This is a genomic window from Abyssibacter profundi, from assembly GCF_003151135.1.
Lineage (GTDB): Bacteria > Pseudomonadota > Gammaproteobacteria > Nevskiales > OUC007 > Abyssibacter > Abyssibacter profundi.
In genome coordinates, this window is sequence record NZ_QEQK01000016.1 from 1 (window position 1) to 13,773 (window position 13,773).

A 13,773-nucleotide genomic window follows, 5' to 3' on the forward strand; every position below is an offset into this window, starting at 1 on the left:
CAACAGGCGTGCGATGGAACTAAGCGTGGCGCCCTGGCCGTGCTGAATCATGATGGTCGCACGCTCTTCTGGGCTCAGGTGATGGTAGCTGGATGACATGGCAACACTCTTTTTGGATAGTGTTGCACTTGTTTCCTGAGCCTACGCTATGGGCACAACCACAGAGGCCTTGTGATTGAAGTTGATGAAGAAAGGATCACAGAGAACTTTCCAGATATCGACTTTAGAGACGTTGACTATCAGGATGAAGCCCATGATCACATTCTTGATCTTCTTTATACGGCTCTTAAAACTGGGAAGCCTCGTCATACCCATTTTCTCACACAGGCAGTTCTAATTGCCGCGTACTACACGAAGCGAAAGTGTTGGAGCTATGAAGAAGAACGCCGCCTCGTCACTCCGCCAGATCACATCGAGGAATCGAGCGGGTTATTGATTCTTCCTTTGCCTGTATCATGCGTCTCAGGGATTATCTCTGGATATCAGGCGGAGCCAGAAACTGTAAAACTGGCCAAAGATTTAAGCACCAAAATCGGGTGCAACTACTATCACGCCGTAATTGGGAAGAGCACGGCGGAACCGTACTTTTCGGATGCAAAGGACAATATATTCACTTTCAATAACGGCACACTGAGCAGGGCCAAGAGCATTTGTAAAAAGTGTAGAGAGCCTGTCAGTGAAAATGTAAGCATCTGCCCTTGGTGCTCGATTGATGAATCACACCAAAGATACGCGGCTGGACATAACCCCATGCGAGTGATTGATAATTTTGGGCTGCTACAGAATTACTTGCAGGGCATGAGAGAAATTGATGAAGGCAGGGGGCATTGAACCCCGAAGATCGGGGTCAGGTCTTGCATTGCAACAACTGGCCCTAAACCACAATTGAGTGGCATGGCACCTTGAACGAAACGGAAGAAATCCCAGTGATTAAGCGCGTTCGGTGCAGTGGACTCGGCTAGTGGTGTCATTCTGCAATGACCGGACCCTAGGTTCGTTGAATTTGAACAATCCAGCGCTCGCCGGTGCTCTCCGCTCTAGCGCGGTGAACACGTTGGAATCAGGTGTAGCCTTCCATTGCTACCACTGCTCGTAAAGACGAATCTATGGGACTCCACTGCGTGAAACAGACCCACAAGTTACTGAGAACTGACTAGAGCCCCGACATCATGAACCAGGACCAGCTCAACGCGCTTTTCGACCAGCAAGCTGCGGGCTACGACGCCCAGTGGGCGAAGACCCAGGCGGTCAGAGACTGTTTGCACCTGCTGCTGGAGGCCGGCTTTGCTGAGCTGCCGGCACAGGCCTCGATATTGTGCGTGGGTGTTGGCACGGGGGCCGAGTTGGCGCACTTGGCCGGGCAACATCCGGGGTGGCGGTTCACGGCAGTGGAGCCATCAAGCGGCATGTTGGATGTCTGCCGGCAGCGGGCGCAGGCCGACGGCTTTGCTGACCGTTGCGTGTTTCATGAGGGTTATGTGGAATCGCTGGATGCAACGCCGGCATACGATGCGGCGACCTGTTTCTTGGTGTCTCAGTTCATTCTTGATCCATCTGCCCGGATCGCGTTTTTCCGCAGCATCTTCGAGCGGCTGATTCCCGGCGGCGTGCTGGCCAGTACAGACCTGGCTTCGGATGTGGAGTCTGCGGAGTACGACACCCTGCTACGCCTTTGGATGAACATGATGTCGGCATCCGGCGTGACGCAGGAGGGCATGGACCGTATGCGCCACGCCTATGCCCATGACGTTGGCGTGCTGCCACCCGCTGCGGTTGCTGCCATGATCCGCGAGAGCGGGTTCGAATCTGCAGTGCCATTTTTTCAGGCGGGTTCAAGGAAGCACTGATCTATTCGCGCCGCCAAGACGGAGCCGGTTTTCCCGCGAGCCCAGGCGAAGTGAGTGCCGCTTGGTCATTCCAAGTCAGCGAACGACAACGCAGGATCGCGGGAAAACCGGCCCGTTCCGTCAGGATTGCGCCTGCAAACAGGCCAGACTGCGTTGCTCGTCGCTCATTTGGAATGACCAAACTTCATTCCTCGCGCCTTGCCTGGCCAGTTTGCAGGCAGCAACTTGGCGGTGCGAATAGATCAGTGCTTCCTTAATTCATGGCTGGATCTCAAAACGGGCCGGGCGCGAGCCAACGTAGAGACCCGCACTGTTCTGCAGCAGAATCATCAGGGCGGTGGCAACACAGCCACGCTTAAGCACGCGCTGACCGAACTAGGCCGCGCGCCAGCAAAGGGAGCTAGACGATGATCTCAGGGGAATGCTTCTGCGGTGCGGTGAAGTACGAAATGGCATCACCGCTGGTCAAGGCAAGGTGTTGCCACTGCTCCCGGTGCAGAAAGGCATTCAGCGGGGCGGGTTCGGCCTATGCCGAAGTGGCTGCTCCAGATGCCTTCAACTGGGTGCAGGGGCGTGAGTTGCTAAGCACTTATCTGACGCACGCCCCCTGGGGCCTACAGTTCTGCAGCCGCTGTGGCACCACCTTGTGCGGCGTGCATGACGGCGTTGTCCACGGGGTCACGCTGGGCTCTGTGAACGGCGACCCGGGCGTTCAGATTGAGCAGCACATTTTTGTGGATTCGCGCGCACCCTGGGATCACATCGGCGGCGATGCACCGCAATTTTCCGAACACGCACCCTAGGCCCGACCCTATGAACGTTTCCATTGCCCCGCTCTCGGCTGACGATGAAGCCGCGTTTCTTCAGGCCGTGGCGCGTAGCCGGGCCCTGCATGGTGATTGGGTGCAGCCGCCCAGAGATCACGCAGGCTTTCAGGCCCTGCTGACGAAAGCGCAGGGCGAGCGCCATGTCTGCTATCTGGCCCGGACCAGCGAAGGCGAGCTGGTGGGGTGCATCAACCTGAACGAGATCGTACGCGGCGTGTTTCTGTCGACCTACCTCGGCTACTACGCCTTTGCACCCTTGCAGGGCAAAGGCCTGATGCGTGCGGCGCTGGCGGCTGCGGTCGAGCAGGCCTTCGGGCCCCTGGGCTTGCACCGCGTCGAAGCCAATGTGCAGCCGGGCAACACACGATCCATTGCCTTGCTGCGCTCGCTGGGCTTTCGGTATGAGGGCACCTCGCCCAACTACCTGCGTATCGCCGGTGCCTGGCGCGAGCACGCCCGCTATGCGCTGACCACCGAGGATGACTTCGCGGGCGCATGACCCGCTCACCGGCGGTGATACCTTTGGCGACCTCGGCGCTGACGCAGCGCATTTTTTTGAGGAGCCCCGATGTCACTGGCCCGCCTGATGATTCTGCTGACCGCACTGGTGTTTGCCGCCTACGGCGTGGGTTTTATCGTGGCACCGCTGACCATGCTGGAGTGGGCCACGGGCGCTGTGGTGAACACGCCCTCAGCCATCATTGACCTGCGTGCCACCTATGGTGGTCTGTCGCTGGCAGCGGGGCTGGTGCTGTACGGGCTGGGGCGCAGCCAAGGCGGCACACCGCTGGGCTTGCGCGTGGTAATTGCGCTCATGCTGGGCATGGGCGGCGGACGGTTGGTCGGTCTGGTGGTGGACGGCGGCGCCAACGTGGTGATGTACGCCTACCTGGCGCTGGAGATGGTTGCCGCGGCAGTCGCAACCTGGCTCTTACGACGCCTGGAGCAGCCCGAGCACTGAGGCCGCCAACGCGCCCCCGCCTCATCCAGCGGTCGGCGCCTGCAAGCCGGCATGACAGAACAGGAGTGACCCCGTGATCATCGACGCCTGGGCCCAGCACCCGACCCGCCGTCATCTGGCGGACCCGATCTTCGATTCCCTGCGGCGCTGGACCAAGATTCCCCTGCCCGATGAGGAACCGCCCGTACGGACCACGGTGGCGCTGATGGACCAGGCCGGGGTGAATCGCAGCCTGATCTCGGCCTGGGTCGCACCGCGCAACATCATGATCTCCAACGACGAGGTTGCCGGGTTTGTGGCCCAAGCACCGGACCGGCTGGTCGGTGTGGGTTCGGTGGATATTGCTCGCCCGATGGATGCGGTACGGGAGATTCGACGCTGTGTGGATGAGCTGGGTTTCAAGGCCATTCGCGTGCTGCCCTGGCTTTGGGAGGCACCGCCAACCGACCGCCGCTTCTACCCCGTGTACACAGCCTGCTGCGAGCTGGGCATTCCGTTCTGCACCCAGATCGGCCACACCGGGCCGCTCATGCCATCGGAGGTGGGCCGCCCCATTTATCTGGACCAGGTGGCGCTGGATTTCCCCGAACTGGTCATCGTGGGCGGGCATATCGGCTATCCATGGACGGATGAAGCCATCGCAGTCGCGACCAAGCATGAACACGTCTACATCGACACCTCGGCCTATACGGCCAAACGCTATCCGGCGGCGCTGGTGGGGTTCATGCGCGGCCACGGCCGTAGCAAGGTGCTGTTTGGCACCAACTACCCGATGATCACCCCGGCGCAGGCGCTTGCAGACCTGGATGCGCTGGGGCTGGATGCCGAGGCACAGCGGCTGTTTCTCGGTGATAATGCCTGCCGGGTGTTTGGCCTGGATTAAGCAGACGCAGGCGGCGGCATGATGCGGCGCTCATCCGTCCGGACCACTACGATGCGGGTGACCGCATCACCACCATCGAGCCCCTCATGTCTGACCCGACACGCACGCTGATCTTCGGCAACTCAGGCTCCGGCAAGTCGACCTACGCCAAGGCGCTGGCCGAGCAAATGGCTTGCCCGTATCTCGACCTGGACAGCATTGCCTGGGACCCATCCGCGGCCACGCCCACCCGGCGTGCACTGCCTGACAGCGCTGCTGATATTGCCGCCTTTACCCGCCGCTCCGACGCCTGGGTCATCGAGGGGTGCTACGCCGACCTGCTGGAACTGGCGATGGCCAAGGCCACGACCGTGGTGTTCCTGAACCCCGGCGTGGAGACCTGTATCGCCAACGCCCGCAACCGGCCCTGGGAGCCGCACAAATACCCCAGCCCGGAGGCGCAGAACGCCAACCTCGACATGCTCGTTGCATGGATTCGGGACTATGCCGAGCGGGACGATGAATTCTCGCTGGCGGCGCATCGACGGCTGTTTGATGCCTTTACGGGGCCCAAGCGGGAGTTCACATCCAATGAGCGCGGCGTCGATTGAGCTCCGCACCGGCGACACGCGCGTGACCCGATCGCCCGCAGCGGGGCATCATGCGGCCCGGACCCACCCAGTCGGCTCACCGATCATGCGACACCTGCTGTCTGTAGTGCTGCTCTGCGGTCTCTGCCTGCTAGCCCGGCCGGCTAGCGCCCAAGACGCACAGCCCGGCGAGCCCTATTCGCCGGCCGTTCTGCGCGGCGAACTCGCGCATTTGTACGAGTCGCTGCAATCGGCGCATGTCGATTTGTTCGTGCATCGCACCAAGTCGGAGTACGACGAACGATTCAATGCCTCGCTGCGCGCCATCGACCGGCCGATGCGGCGGCTTGATGTGGTCCGGCTGTTCATGCCGTTCGTGGCCTACGGACGGATTGGCCACGCCAAGATTGACTTCCCGATTCAGGACTACATCGCCTACTACCAGGCGGGCGGGACCCTGCTTCCACTGGATATCGCCTTTCGGGACGGCCGCCCGCTGCTGGCGCATGCCTACGTGGATCACCCCGCCCTGGTACCAGGCCGCGAGGTGCTGCGCATCAATGAGCGCCCCATCGCGGACTGGCTGGATCGCACCGGGCGCTTCGTGTCGGCCGAGCGGCCCTACATGGTCAATGCCCAACTGGAGTCGATGTTCCCGCGCCTGATGTGGCTGTCCGAAGGGCGGGTCGATCCGTACAGCGTGACCCTGCAGACGGAAGACGGGGCGCAGGCCACCGTCGAATTGCAGCCCCAGTCGGTGGCCGTGATTGAGGAGGCCAAGGCCGCCCGCGAGGCCGAGGCGCACCGCCGCACGGCCCGCATGCTCGACGACTCCACCGCCTACCTGCGCCCGGGGCCGTTCTATGCGGCAGGCGGCGAGGAATCGCTCGAATCCGTCGTGGCGTTTTACGACACCGCATTCGCAGACTTCATCGCCGCAGGCGCGCAGGACCTGATTGTCGATTTGCGCAACAACCCAGGCGGTGACAATTCATTCAGCGACCCGATGATTGCCTGGTTTGCCGACCGGCCATTCCGTTTCGCGTCGCGCTACGTGCTCAAGGCCAGCCCCGAGACCCGCCGCGTGCTGGATGAGCTGGCCACCCGATACCCCGATGGGGTCTCGGCCCAGATGCAGGCCGCCATGCAGGCCCATGACGATGGAGAGCGATTCGAGTTTGAGATTCCGAAGGTCAGCCCGCGGTCTGGCAAGCGCTTCACCGGGCGCGTCTGGGCGCTGATCAACCGGCACAGCTACTCGAATGCGACCACCGTGGCCGCTATCATCCAGGACAACGGGTTCGGAACGCTGGTCGGTGAACAGACCGCGGACCTGCCGACGAGCTATGCCTCCTCGGCACAGTTCACGCTCCCGGTGACCGGCCTGGCCGTAACCTATCCCAAGGGCTATTTCGTACGCCCCAGCGGCGACACCGCCCTGCGGGGTGTCCAGCCAGACATCCCCCTGCCACCGCCCGCCTTGTCACAGCCTGGCGATGGCGTGCTGGACGCCCTGCGCCAGCACATTGCAAAGCAGGCGCGCTAGGGCGCGGATGAGCTTGCTGCCAATTACCGCCGGATTGACGCTCGGGGCCGGCATTGCCGCGACGGCCCGCTGGGCCGGTTACGACCGCGACCGCAGCTTCTACCCCACCGTGCTGATGGTCGTCGCCAGCTACTACGTGCTATTCGCTGTCATGGGCGGTCAGGCGCTTAGCGTGGAACTGGCCATCGCAACCGGTTTCACCGGTCTGGCTTGGCTGGGCGGGCGGGGGCGGCTCTGGCTGGTCGGGGTCGGCCTGCTGCTGCACGGCCTGTTCGACCTGCTCCACCCCGCCGTTATCGACAACCCTGGCGTACCGGCCTGGTGGCCGGCGTTCTGCGCAGCGGTGGATCTTGTTCTCGGTGGGTGGGTGCTGCTCCTGGCTGGCCGCGTACGCAGGAACGGGCCGCCACCCCACTGAACACGGATTTTTTCAACGCGGCGTCGCTGCTTCAATCCGGCGCATGAAGTCGCTACCCACCCCCGACCTGCGCGCCGCACCGCAGTGGACACAGGACCACCTGGCCGACCTGTTTCGTGATAACTGCACGCCCAGCACTCGCTTTCGGGGTGGTCAGGTGGCGGCCGACAACGCACTCGCGCGCTTCGATGTCTCCGGTTATGCGCAGCGCCGAAATGAAGTGTGGCCGGTGGATCGTCGAGGTGCCTCGGGACTGTCACCGTGGATTCGTCATGGCCTGCTGACGCTGCAGCGGGTTTGGGCGCACAGTGCCGGCAGTCCGGCGCGGGATGTAGGCAAGTTTCGCGATGAATTGCTCTGGCAGGAGTACGCACGCCACGTCTACGCCCGGTTAGGTGACGCCAACGCGCAGCCACTGCGCGGCCAGCCCCACACGACCGCGGACAACGCACACCCGCCTTGGGACCGCGGCATGCGCTGCATGGCGCTTTGCGTGGATGAACTAGAGGCCGATGGGTGGCTGGTGAACCAGACCCGGATGTGGCTGGCGTCGCAGTGGTCGGTGCGTCATGGCGCGGATTGGCAGGCCGGTGAACGGGCGATGTACCGGCATTTGCTGGACGGTTCCAATGCGGCCAACCGCCTGGGCTGGCAGTGGACCATCGGCGCAGGCACACGCAAGCGGTACGGATTCTCGCGCTGGCAGGTCAACAAACGCGCACCAGGACTCTGCGATGGCTGCGCGTTCAGCCATCGGTGTCCCATCGAGCACTGGCCGGCAACCGATCAGACCTCGCCCGCCATCGAGCATCCGGACCCGCGGATCAAACGCGACCCCGATCTGGCCACAACGGCAGGCCCGGATACCCCGCAGATCAGCGGATCGCCGGACGGCGTGTGGATCACCATCGAATCCATGGGCGATGCCGACCCTGCGCTGGCGGCCCACCCCGACCTGCCTGCGGTTTTCGTGTTCGACGAGCCGCTGCTGCGGGAGTGGGACTGGTCCGCCAAGCGGCTGATATTTGTGGTCGAAAGCCTGGCTGATCTGGCCCGACGGCGGCCGGTCGAAATCCTTCGCGGTGACGTCGTAGACGGCCTGCGAAATCGGCGACTGGCCGCTACATTCACGCCGGTCCCCGAATGGCGTCGGGCCGCCGATCAGCTTGATCTGGCAGCAATTTATCCATGGCCGTGGCTGCGCAGCCCGCACGCGCGCTCGCTGCAATCATTCTCGGCCTGGCGCAAGGCGCTGCAGGACTAGGTCCGCTTGCCAGAGGGGCACAGCATCCACCGCTTGGCAGGCCAGCATCATCGCTGGCTGGCCGGACAGCGCCTGCAGGCGAGCTCACCGCAGGGCCGCTTCGCAGCGGCCGAAGCGCTCGCCGGCCGTCAATTCGAGCGTGCTCAGGCTTGGGGCAAACACTTATTCCATCAGTGGGACGGCGATGCCGTCGTTCATATCCACCTGGGTTTGTTCGGAAAATTTCGCAACCACCGACCGCCGGTGCCACCGCCTCGCGACACCGTGCGCTTACGTCTTGAGGCCGAAGACCGCAGTATCGACCTGACCGGCCCCACGACTTGCGAACTCCTGACCCCGAAACAGGCGGCTCGAATCCTGGACCGGCTGGAGCCTGATCCACTGCGCGCCGATGCCGACCCCGACACCGCCTGGGCGCGGATGCAGCGACGGCGCATCGGCATCGGCCAGGCGCTCATGGATCAATCGCTGGTCGCAGGCATCGGCAACATCTATCGGGCCGAGCTTCTGCTCGCCCACGGCATTCACCCGCTGGTGCCGGCTCGATCCATCGACCACGCAACCTGGCTGGCAATGTGGGACACGCTCAGTCGCTGGATGCAAATTGGAGTGAAGACCGGCCGAATCATCACGGTTGCCAACTCAGGCGAGCGTGGCCGGGCGCATGAACGACTTATGGTCTACGGGCGCGATGTCTGCCGCCTTTGCAATGGACCAACGCGCCATTGGACGCTGGCCGCTCGAACGGTCTGGGCGTGTGAGCGGTGCCAGCCGCGACCACAGTCAAGAAGCCTGGAAGGTCCGGGCGATTGAGTCATTCGCACTGGGCCATTTTTGCCATTCGGCGACCAGGCGATCGCGTCCTCTCCGTTTTGCCTCATAAAGCGCTCGGTCCGCTCGGGTCATCACGTCCCGAATTGATCCTCCCGGCGACATCACAGCCATGCCGACGCTACACCTGACATCGACCGCGACGTCATCGACCATCAAAGGAGCTGATCGCAACTTAGCAAGAAAGCGTTGAAGAAATGCTTCTGCTTGGGATTCGCTGCCGACTTGAAGAAGAAAAGCAAATTCTTCTCCTCCGATCCGAGCGGTAAGGTCATACTCTCGCGAGCATAATTTCATCAGGCCGGAGACATGTCGAATGGCCTGATCACCCACATCATGTCCGTATTGATCGTTGATTTTCTTGAAGTAATCGATGTCCAGCACCGCGGCATGCAGCGGGCTGCATTGTCTTCGCGCACGCTCGCGCTCGGCCTCCGCGCGCTCGAAAAACCCTCGCCTGTTTAGCAGGCCAGATAGCGGATCCTCAGTTGCCAGGCGCCGCAGTCGGTTTTCGAGCGCCTCGCGACGCTTGACCTCGCACCGAAGGTCTTCGGTAATCTGCCGCGATGCCGTGATATCGCTCTCGATCGCGTGAAACCCCGTGACTTCACCACCTTCGTCGGTGATAGGCCGCATCGAGATCCTGACCCAGTAAGCGCGCCCTGCTTTGTCGTAGTTTAGAAGCTCCCCGGTAAACGACTGGCCCCGCTGGATCGCCTCTCTCAGTTCGCTGACTGCATCGAGACTCGTCGCAGGACCCTGCAGCAAATCACCCGGCTTGCGCCCGATGAGTTCTTCTCGTGAATAGCCGGTGATCTTCGCAAAGCCCTCATTGCACCACTGGGTCACTCCTACCGCATCAGTGACCACCACACCCTCATGGGTTGACTCAACAATGTCGTTTAGCTGCTCCAGACGTATGCGCTCCTCGACCTCAACCGTACAGTCTTGGAAGACGCCAAACAGGGCGACGACATGGCCCGCCGCATCCGTCTCGACCTCGCCCTTGGCTCGGACGTGCCGAATGCCGCCATCGCGGTGAATCAGTCGGACCTGGAATGTCCAGCCAACCTGCTCGCTGATCGCCCTTTCGACCACGGCGCTGACCTTATCGCGGTCTTCTGGGTGGTAAGCGTTTATCCCGAATTCGAGGTCTGGAATGATCTCATTGGGCTCATACCCATGAATTCGAAAAATTTCGTCGGACCAGAACAAGTCGTCAGACAACAGATCCAGTCGCCAATGCCCCAATCCGGCGAGTCGTTCCGCCGCGAGCAGCATGCGTTGCTGTGTGATCGAGTTGGGTTCCAAATCAACGCTCTGACTGTTTCGGCTCGGGCGCCGAGGGAAGTTGGCGGATTCTCTCAATGGTGGATGTTGATCGGCCGGCTGTGGTCTAACTTGAGCCACCGCCTCGGGCTGCCTATGTCATGAGCCTGCAATCCTCCCGCGCATGGCCGGTTTGGCCTGCACCTGAGAGGCGACGTGAACGTCCGGTGCCTGCAGATTTAGCGTATGGACTCGTCCATCGCGTGCTCCGGCGTCTTCGACGCCGAGAGGGCGAATCAGTCGAAGCTGGCCTAACCCATCGGGACGACTGGCCAGCGCAGCGTGAATGTGGCACCGCGACCGGGCTCGGCGTCTGCAGTGATGCTGCCACCGTGCCGTTCCAGCACAAGCCGGGAGACGGCCAGTCCCAGGCCGGAGCCCTCCGTGCCCCGCTCCAGCCGCTCGAACAGGCGGAAGATTCGCTGGGCGTGCTTGGCTTCGAATCCGCGGCCATTGTCTGCGACGGTTAGCCAGACGGTGGTGTCGTCCTGCCCGCCTGTGATGCGAATAACAGGCGGCTGCTCGCCGCGATATCGCAGGCTGTTCTCGATCAGGTTCTGCAACACCTGGCCCATGAGCCCGGGGTCGCAGAACGCGGTTGGCAGGGCCTGGCGCTCGATCTCGGCCTGGGCGGCATCCAGCTGCGTGGCCAGGTCATCGCAGACGTCATCCAACAGGCGGTCCAGTGATGTGCGCTGCTGGTGCAACGCGGCGCTTCGCACGCGCGAGATCGACAACAGCCCTTCGATGCGGGACTGCATGCGATCCATCGATTGCAGCAGGTACTTCACATAGTGCTCGCGTCGCCCCTCCAGATTCGGCCCCAGCTCCTGAATCAATAGCTCAGAGAAACTGCGCATGTTGAGCAGCGGTGAACTCAGGTCATGGCTGGCCACGTAGGCGAAGTTCTCCAGGCTTTGATTGCTGAGTTCGAGTTCGCGCTGGTGCCGCTCCAGCGCACGCATGTGTTCGACCAGGCGCGCCTGCTCAGCAGCCAGTTGCTGCTTGAGTTCAACCTGGGTGGTGATGTCCTGAAATGCGCCGGTCAAACGGGTGGTGCGGTCATGCTCGCGCTCCGCCTGCCCGACCGCGCGCACCCAGATTCGCGTGCCGTCTGCCTGAATGAACGGCAGCTCCAGATCGTAGGGGGTTCCGTTGTCGAGGCACTTGCGCACGGCCTCCTGAATCACCGGCCGCGCCTCGGGCGCGTAGAACTCGATGGCGCGATCCAGCGACGGCATGTCGCCGATCGACAGTCCATGAATCCGGTAGGTCATATCCGACCACTGGAGCTGGCCGGTTGCGCAATCCAACTCCCAGCCGCCGATGCCCGCGACTTCGCTGACGCGAGCCAGACGCCCCTCGCTGTCCCGCAGGGCCTGCTCGCGCTGCTTGCGCTCGGTGATCAGCTGGTGCACGCCGTACATCCACTCCGGCTGGCCGTCGGCGGTCCAGGTCCGCACCCGGCCACGGTCCAGCACCCAGACCCAGGAGCCGTCGCGGTGCTGCATCCTGGCCTCGCATTCGTAGTACGGCGCTTGCCCGGCGAAATGAGCCTCCAGCGCAGCGCCTGACCGGGCTAGATCGTCCGGATGGGTATGCTGGGTCCAGGTATCGATGGAGGTCGGCTGAAGCTCTTCGAGCCGATATCCGATGAACTCCGCCCAGGCTTCATTGAATCGGGTTTCCCCGGTCTGGACATTCCACTCCCAGGTACCGAACTGGGTGCCGTCCAGCGTGGCGGCCAGCCGCCAGTTCTCTTCTGTCAGCGCAGCGCACCGGGCTTCGAGTGCGGCAGAGGACCGCAACGCCTCCAGCACCCCGGCCATGGCGCTGGACTGAGCCTGCAGTAACGCCATTTGCTGGCCGGGCAGCGGCGCCGCCCCCGTTGTGACCGCACACAGCAGGCCCAGCGGCACACCATCGGCAGTGCGCAGCGGCGTCACGAACAAGCTATCCGCCGCAGGGGCCAGCACGTCGCGCAGGGCGGCCGGCGCGGCAACCTGCGTACTCACGCTGATCACGTGCGCCGCGGTGCCTGCCAGCACATCGGCCAGCTGCGCAGCGGCCGCGGCACTCAGACCCCGCCAGGCCAGCGGCTGCATCTGCTGTTCCGACGCCTGCAGCACCAGCAGCTGATCCAGTCCCGTGCCCAGCGCGAGACTCTCCAACAGCGGCCCCAACACGGACGGCGGCTCGACCGCCGCTCCAAGCGGCAGGTCCTGGGCGGCCGGATCAAGCATTGTTTGGACCGGTCGAGGGGGACGGGATGGCTCGCATTCGGCCGCAACCGGGCTTGCATTGGGGCCTGACAAAGCGGGCACTCCGATCAAGGATGTGGGATTGAACGGACCCTGCCGCAAAGTCTTAAGCGGCTGCAATCACGTTTGCGACCAATGCGTAACGCTCAGCGACGGTCGGTCGCCCCTCGGGCCGGGGCGCAGGCCTCAGCCCGCCCGCGCCTGCTTGATCAGGTCGTAGGCCCGCGTGATCTCGCTGGTCTTCTGCTCGGCCACGGCCCGCATCGACTCGGGCAGGCCCTTGGCGGCGAGGCGGTCGGGATGGTGCTCGGCCATGAGGCGTCGGTAGGCCTTCTTGACCTCGGCATCGGACGCCGAGGAGGAGACACCGATGATCTTGTAGGCGTCGGCGAGTTCATCACGCTGCGGCGGACGACGGCCACCGGCTGCACCCCCGCCCTGGGCCATGCGCAGCGATGCGTCCAGCCGCGCAAGATCCTGCTCGGACAGGCCCAGACCGCGACCGACCCGGAAGATCAACTCACGCTCGTTGTCGGTGATCTGGCCATCGGCAATGGCCACCTGAATCTGCGCGGTCAGAAATACCTGGATGAGGTGGACCTGCCCACGGCAGGTTGCGCGGAACCGGCGCACCTCGTTGTCGACGTCAAAGTCGGGCTGCTTGCCGCGATTAAATGCCGCGATGGCCTGCTTGCGCTGGTCGGGCGTGAAGCGGAAGCGCTGCATCATGGCCTCCAGCGCAGCGATCTCGCTCTTGTCCACCCGACCGTCGGACTTGCTGATGGCGCCCGCCACCGCAAAAGTCGTTTCGAGAAACTGGTGCTGGGCCGCACCGGCGATGAGTTTTGTCGGTGAAATACGGCCGACTTGCCGGCCTATCCACCAGCCGAACGCCGCCCCCATGAGCATGCCGGGCAGACGGCCAAAGGCGAAGCCGAGCACGGCGCCGATCAGAATTGCAGGAAACATGGCGCCGGATTCTACGACAGCTGGTCCTGCGAGGAGATGACAACGCCGCCGGGCGAGTGGACAACCCG

General features: G+C 63.1%; 15 protein-coding genes. 11 read left to right on the forward strand and 4 right to left on the reverse strand.

Annotation, left to right across the window (positions count from 1 at the left end; genetic code table 11):
• The coding region (locus DEH80_RS17835; protein WP_133249082.1) for a helix-turn-helix domain-containing protein at positions 1 to 99 on the reverse strand (99 nt) is incomplete at its 3' end.
• A gap of 36 nt (positions 100 to 135) precedes the next feature.
• Here DEH80_RS17835 and DEH80_RS14870 point away from each other — a divergent pair.
• From DEH80_RS14870 to DEH80_RS14920, 11 genes are all read left to right on the forward strand, one after another.
• Positions 136 to 831, forward strand: a complete 696-nt coding sequence (locus DEH80_RS14870) for a DUF2971 domain-containing protein (protein WP_109721308.1) — start codon at positions 136 to 138, stop codon at positions 829 to 831.
• A gap of 338 nt (positions 832 to 1,169) precedes the next feature.
• Positions 1,170 to 1,847, forward strand: a complete 678-nt coding sequence (locus DEH80_RS14875) for a class I SAM-dependent methyltransferase (protein WP_109721309.1) — start codon at positions 1,170 to 1,172, stop codon at positions 1,845 to 1,847.
• Positions 1,848 to 2,254: 407 nt separating this feature from the next.
• Positions 2,255 to 2,650 (forward strand): GFA family protein, encoded by a 396-nt coding sequence (locus DEH80_RS14880; protein WP_109721310.1) that lies wholly within the window; start codon positions 2,255 to 2,257, stop codon positions 2,648 to 2,650.
• Between the two features lie 10 nt (positions 2,651 to 2,660).
• A complete protein-coding gene (locus tag DEH80_RS14885; protein ID WP_109721311.1) occupies positions 2,661 to 3,173 on the forward strand; it encodes a GNAT family N-acetyltransferase in 513 nt (170 codons plus the stop codon).
• 69 nt (positions 3,174 to 3,242) lie between these two features.
• Entirely contained in the window at positions 3,243 to 3,635 is a 393-nt protein-coding gene (locus DEH80_RS14890; protein WP_109721312.1) for a DUF4345 domain-containing protein, read from the forward strand.
• A 73-nt stretch (positions 3,636 to 3,708) separates the two neighbouring features.
• A complete protein-coding gene (locus DEH80_RS14895; RefSeq protein WP_109721313.1) occupies positions 3,709 to 4,518 on the forward strand; it encodes an amidohydrolase family protein in 810 nt (269 codons plus the stop codon).
• An 86-nt stretch (positions 4,519 to 4,604) separates the two neighbouring features.
• On the forward strand, positions 4,605 to 5,108 hold the full coding sequence (locus DEH80_RS14900) for an AAA family ATPase (protein WP_207774635.1): 504 nt from the start codon (positions 4,605 to 4,607) through the stop codon (positions 5,106 to 5,108).
• Entirely contained in the window at positions 5,089 to 6,633 is a 1,545-nt protein-coding gene (locus DEH80_RS14905) for a S41 family peptidase (RefSeq protein ID WP_165831495.1), read from the forward strand. The genes DEH80_RS14900 and DEH80_RS14905 overlap by 20 nt, the downstream gene beginning before the upstream one ends.
• Before the next feature lie 7 nt (positions 6,634 to 6,640).
• Entirely contained in the window at positions 6,641 to 7,051 is a 411-nt protein-coding gene (locus tag DEH80_RS14910) for a DUF6010 family protein (RefSeq protein WP_207774636.1), read from the forward strand.
• Between the two features lie 43 nt (positions 7,052 to 7,094).
• On the forward strand, positions 7,095 to 8,315 hold the full coding sequence (locus tag DEH80_RS14915) for an FAD-binding domain-containing protein (protein WP_109721315.1): 1,221 nt from the start codon (positions 7,095 to 7,097) through the stop codon (positions 8,313 to 8,315).
• A 6-nt stretch (positions 8,316 to 8,321) separates the two neighbouring features.
• Positions 8,322 to 9,128, forward strand: coding sequence for an Fpg/Nei family DNA glycosylase (locus tag DEH80_RS14920; RefSeq protein ID WP_109721316.1), 807 nt, complete (start codon positions 8,322 to 8,324; stop codon positions 9,126 to 9,128).
• On the opposite strand, the gene DEH80_RS14925 is transcribed toward DEH80_RS14920, so the two are convergent.
• The 3 genes from DEH80_RS14925 to djlA form a co-directional block, all read right to left on the reverse strand.
• On the reverse strand, positions 9,099 to 10,457 hold the full coding sequence (locus DEH80_RS14925; RefSeq protein ID WP_133249264.1) for a sensor domain-containing diguanylate cyclase: 1,359 nt from the start codon (positions 10,455 to 10,457) through the stop codon (positions 9,099 to 9,101). The genes DEH80_RS14920 and DEH80_RS14925 overlap by 30 nt on opposite strands.
• A gap of 269 nt (positions 10,458 to 10,726) precedes the next feature.
• The gene (locus tag DEH80_RS14930; protein ID WP_109721318.1) at positions 10,727 to 12,718 is read right to left on the reverse strand and encodes a sensor histidine kinase; all 1,992 of its coding nucleotides are present in this window, start codon (positions 12,716 to 12,718) and stop codon (positions 10,727 to 10,729) included.
• 204 nt (positions 12,719 to 12,922) lie between these two features.
• On the reverse strand, positions 12,923 to 13,705 hold the full coding sequence (gene djlA / locus DEH80_RS14935; protein WP_109721319.1) for a co-chaperone DjlA: 783 nt from the start codon (positions 13,703 to 13,705) through the stop codon (positions 12,923 to 12,925).
• Positions 13,706 to 13,773 lie beyond the last annotated feature (68 nt).

Bases quoted from the DNA above. Each gene is read 5' to 3' on its own strand.
- DEH80_RS14905 (WP_165831495.1), top strand. From the start codon at position 5,089: ATGAGCGCGGCGTCGATTGAGCTCCGCACCGGCGACACGCGCGTGACC.
- DEH80_RS14910 (WP_207774636.1), top strand. From the start codon at position 6,641: ATGAGCTTGCTGCCAATTACCGCCGGATTGACGCTCGGGGCCGGCATT.
- DEH80_RS14880 (WP_109721310.1), top strand. From the start codon at position 2,255: ATGATCTCAGGGGAATGCTTCTGCGGTGCGGTGAAGTACGAAATGGCA.
- DEH80_RS14885 (WP_109721311.1), top strand. From the start codon at position 2,661: ATGAACGTTTCCATTGCCCCGCTCTCGGCTGACGATGAAGCCGCGTTT.
- djlA (WP_109721319.1), bottom strand. From the start codon at position 13,705: ATGTTTCCTGCAATTCTGATCGGCGCCGTGCTCGGCTTCGCCTTTGGC.
- DEH80_RS14915 (WP_109721315.1), top strand. From the start codon at position 7,095: ATGAAGTCGCTACCCACCCCCGACCTGCGCGCCGCACCGCAGTGGACA.
- DEH80_RS14930 (WP_109721318.1), bottom strand. From the start codon at position 12,718: ATGCTTGATCCGGCCGCCCAGGACCTGCCGCTTGGAGCGGCGGTCGAG.
- DEH80_RS14900 (WP_207774635.1), top strand. From the start codon at position 4,605: ATGTCTGACCCGACACGCACGCTGATCTTCGGCAACTCAGGCTCCGGC.
- DEH80_RS14875 (WP_109721309.1), top strand. From the start codon at position 1,170: ATGAACCAGGACCAGCTCAACGCGCTTTTCGACCAGCAAGCTGCGGGC.
- DEH80_RS14890 (WP_109721312.1), top strand. From the start codon at position 3,243: ATGTCACTGGCCCGCCTGATGATTCTGCTGACCGCACTGGTGTTTGCC.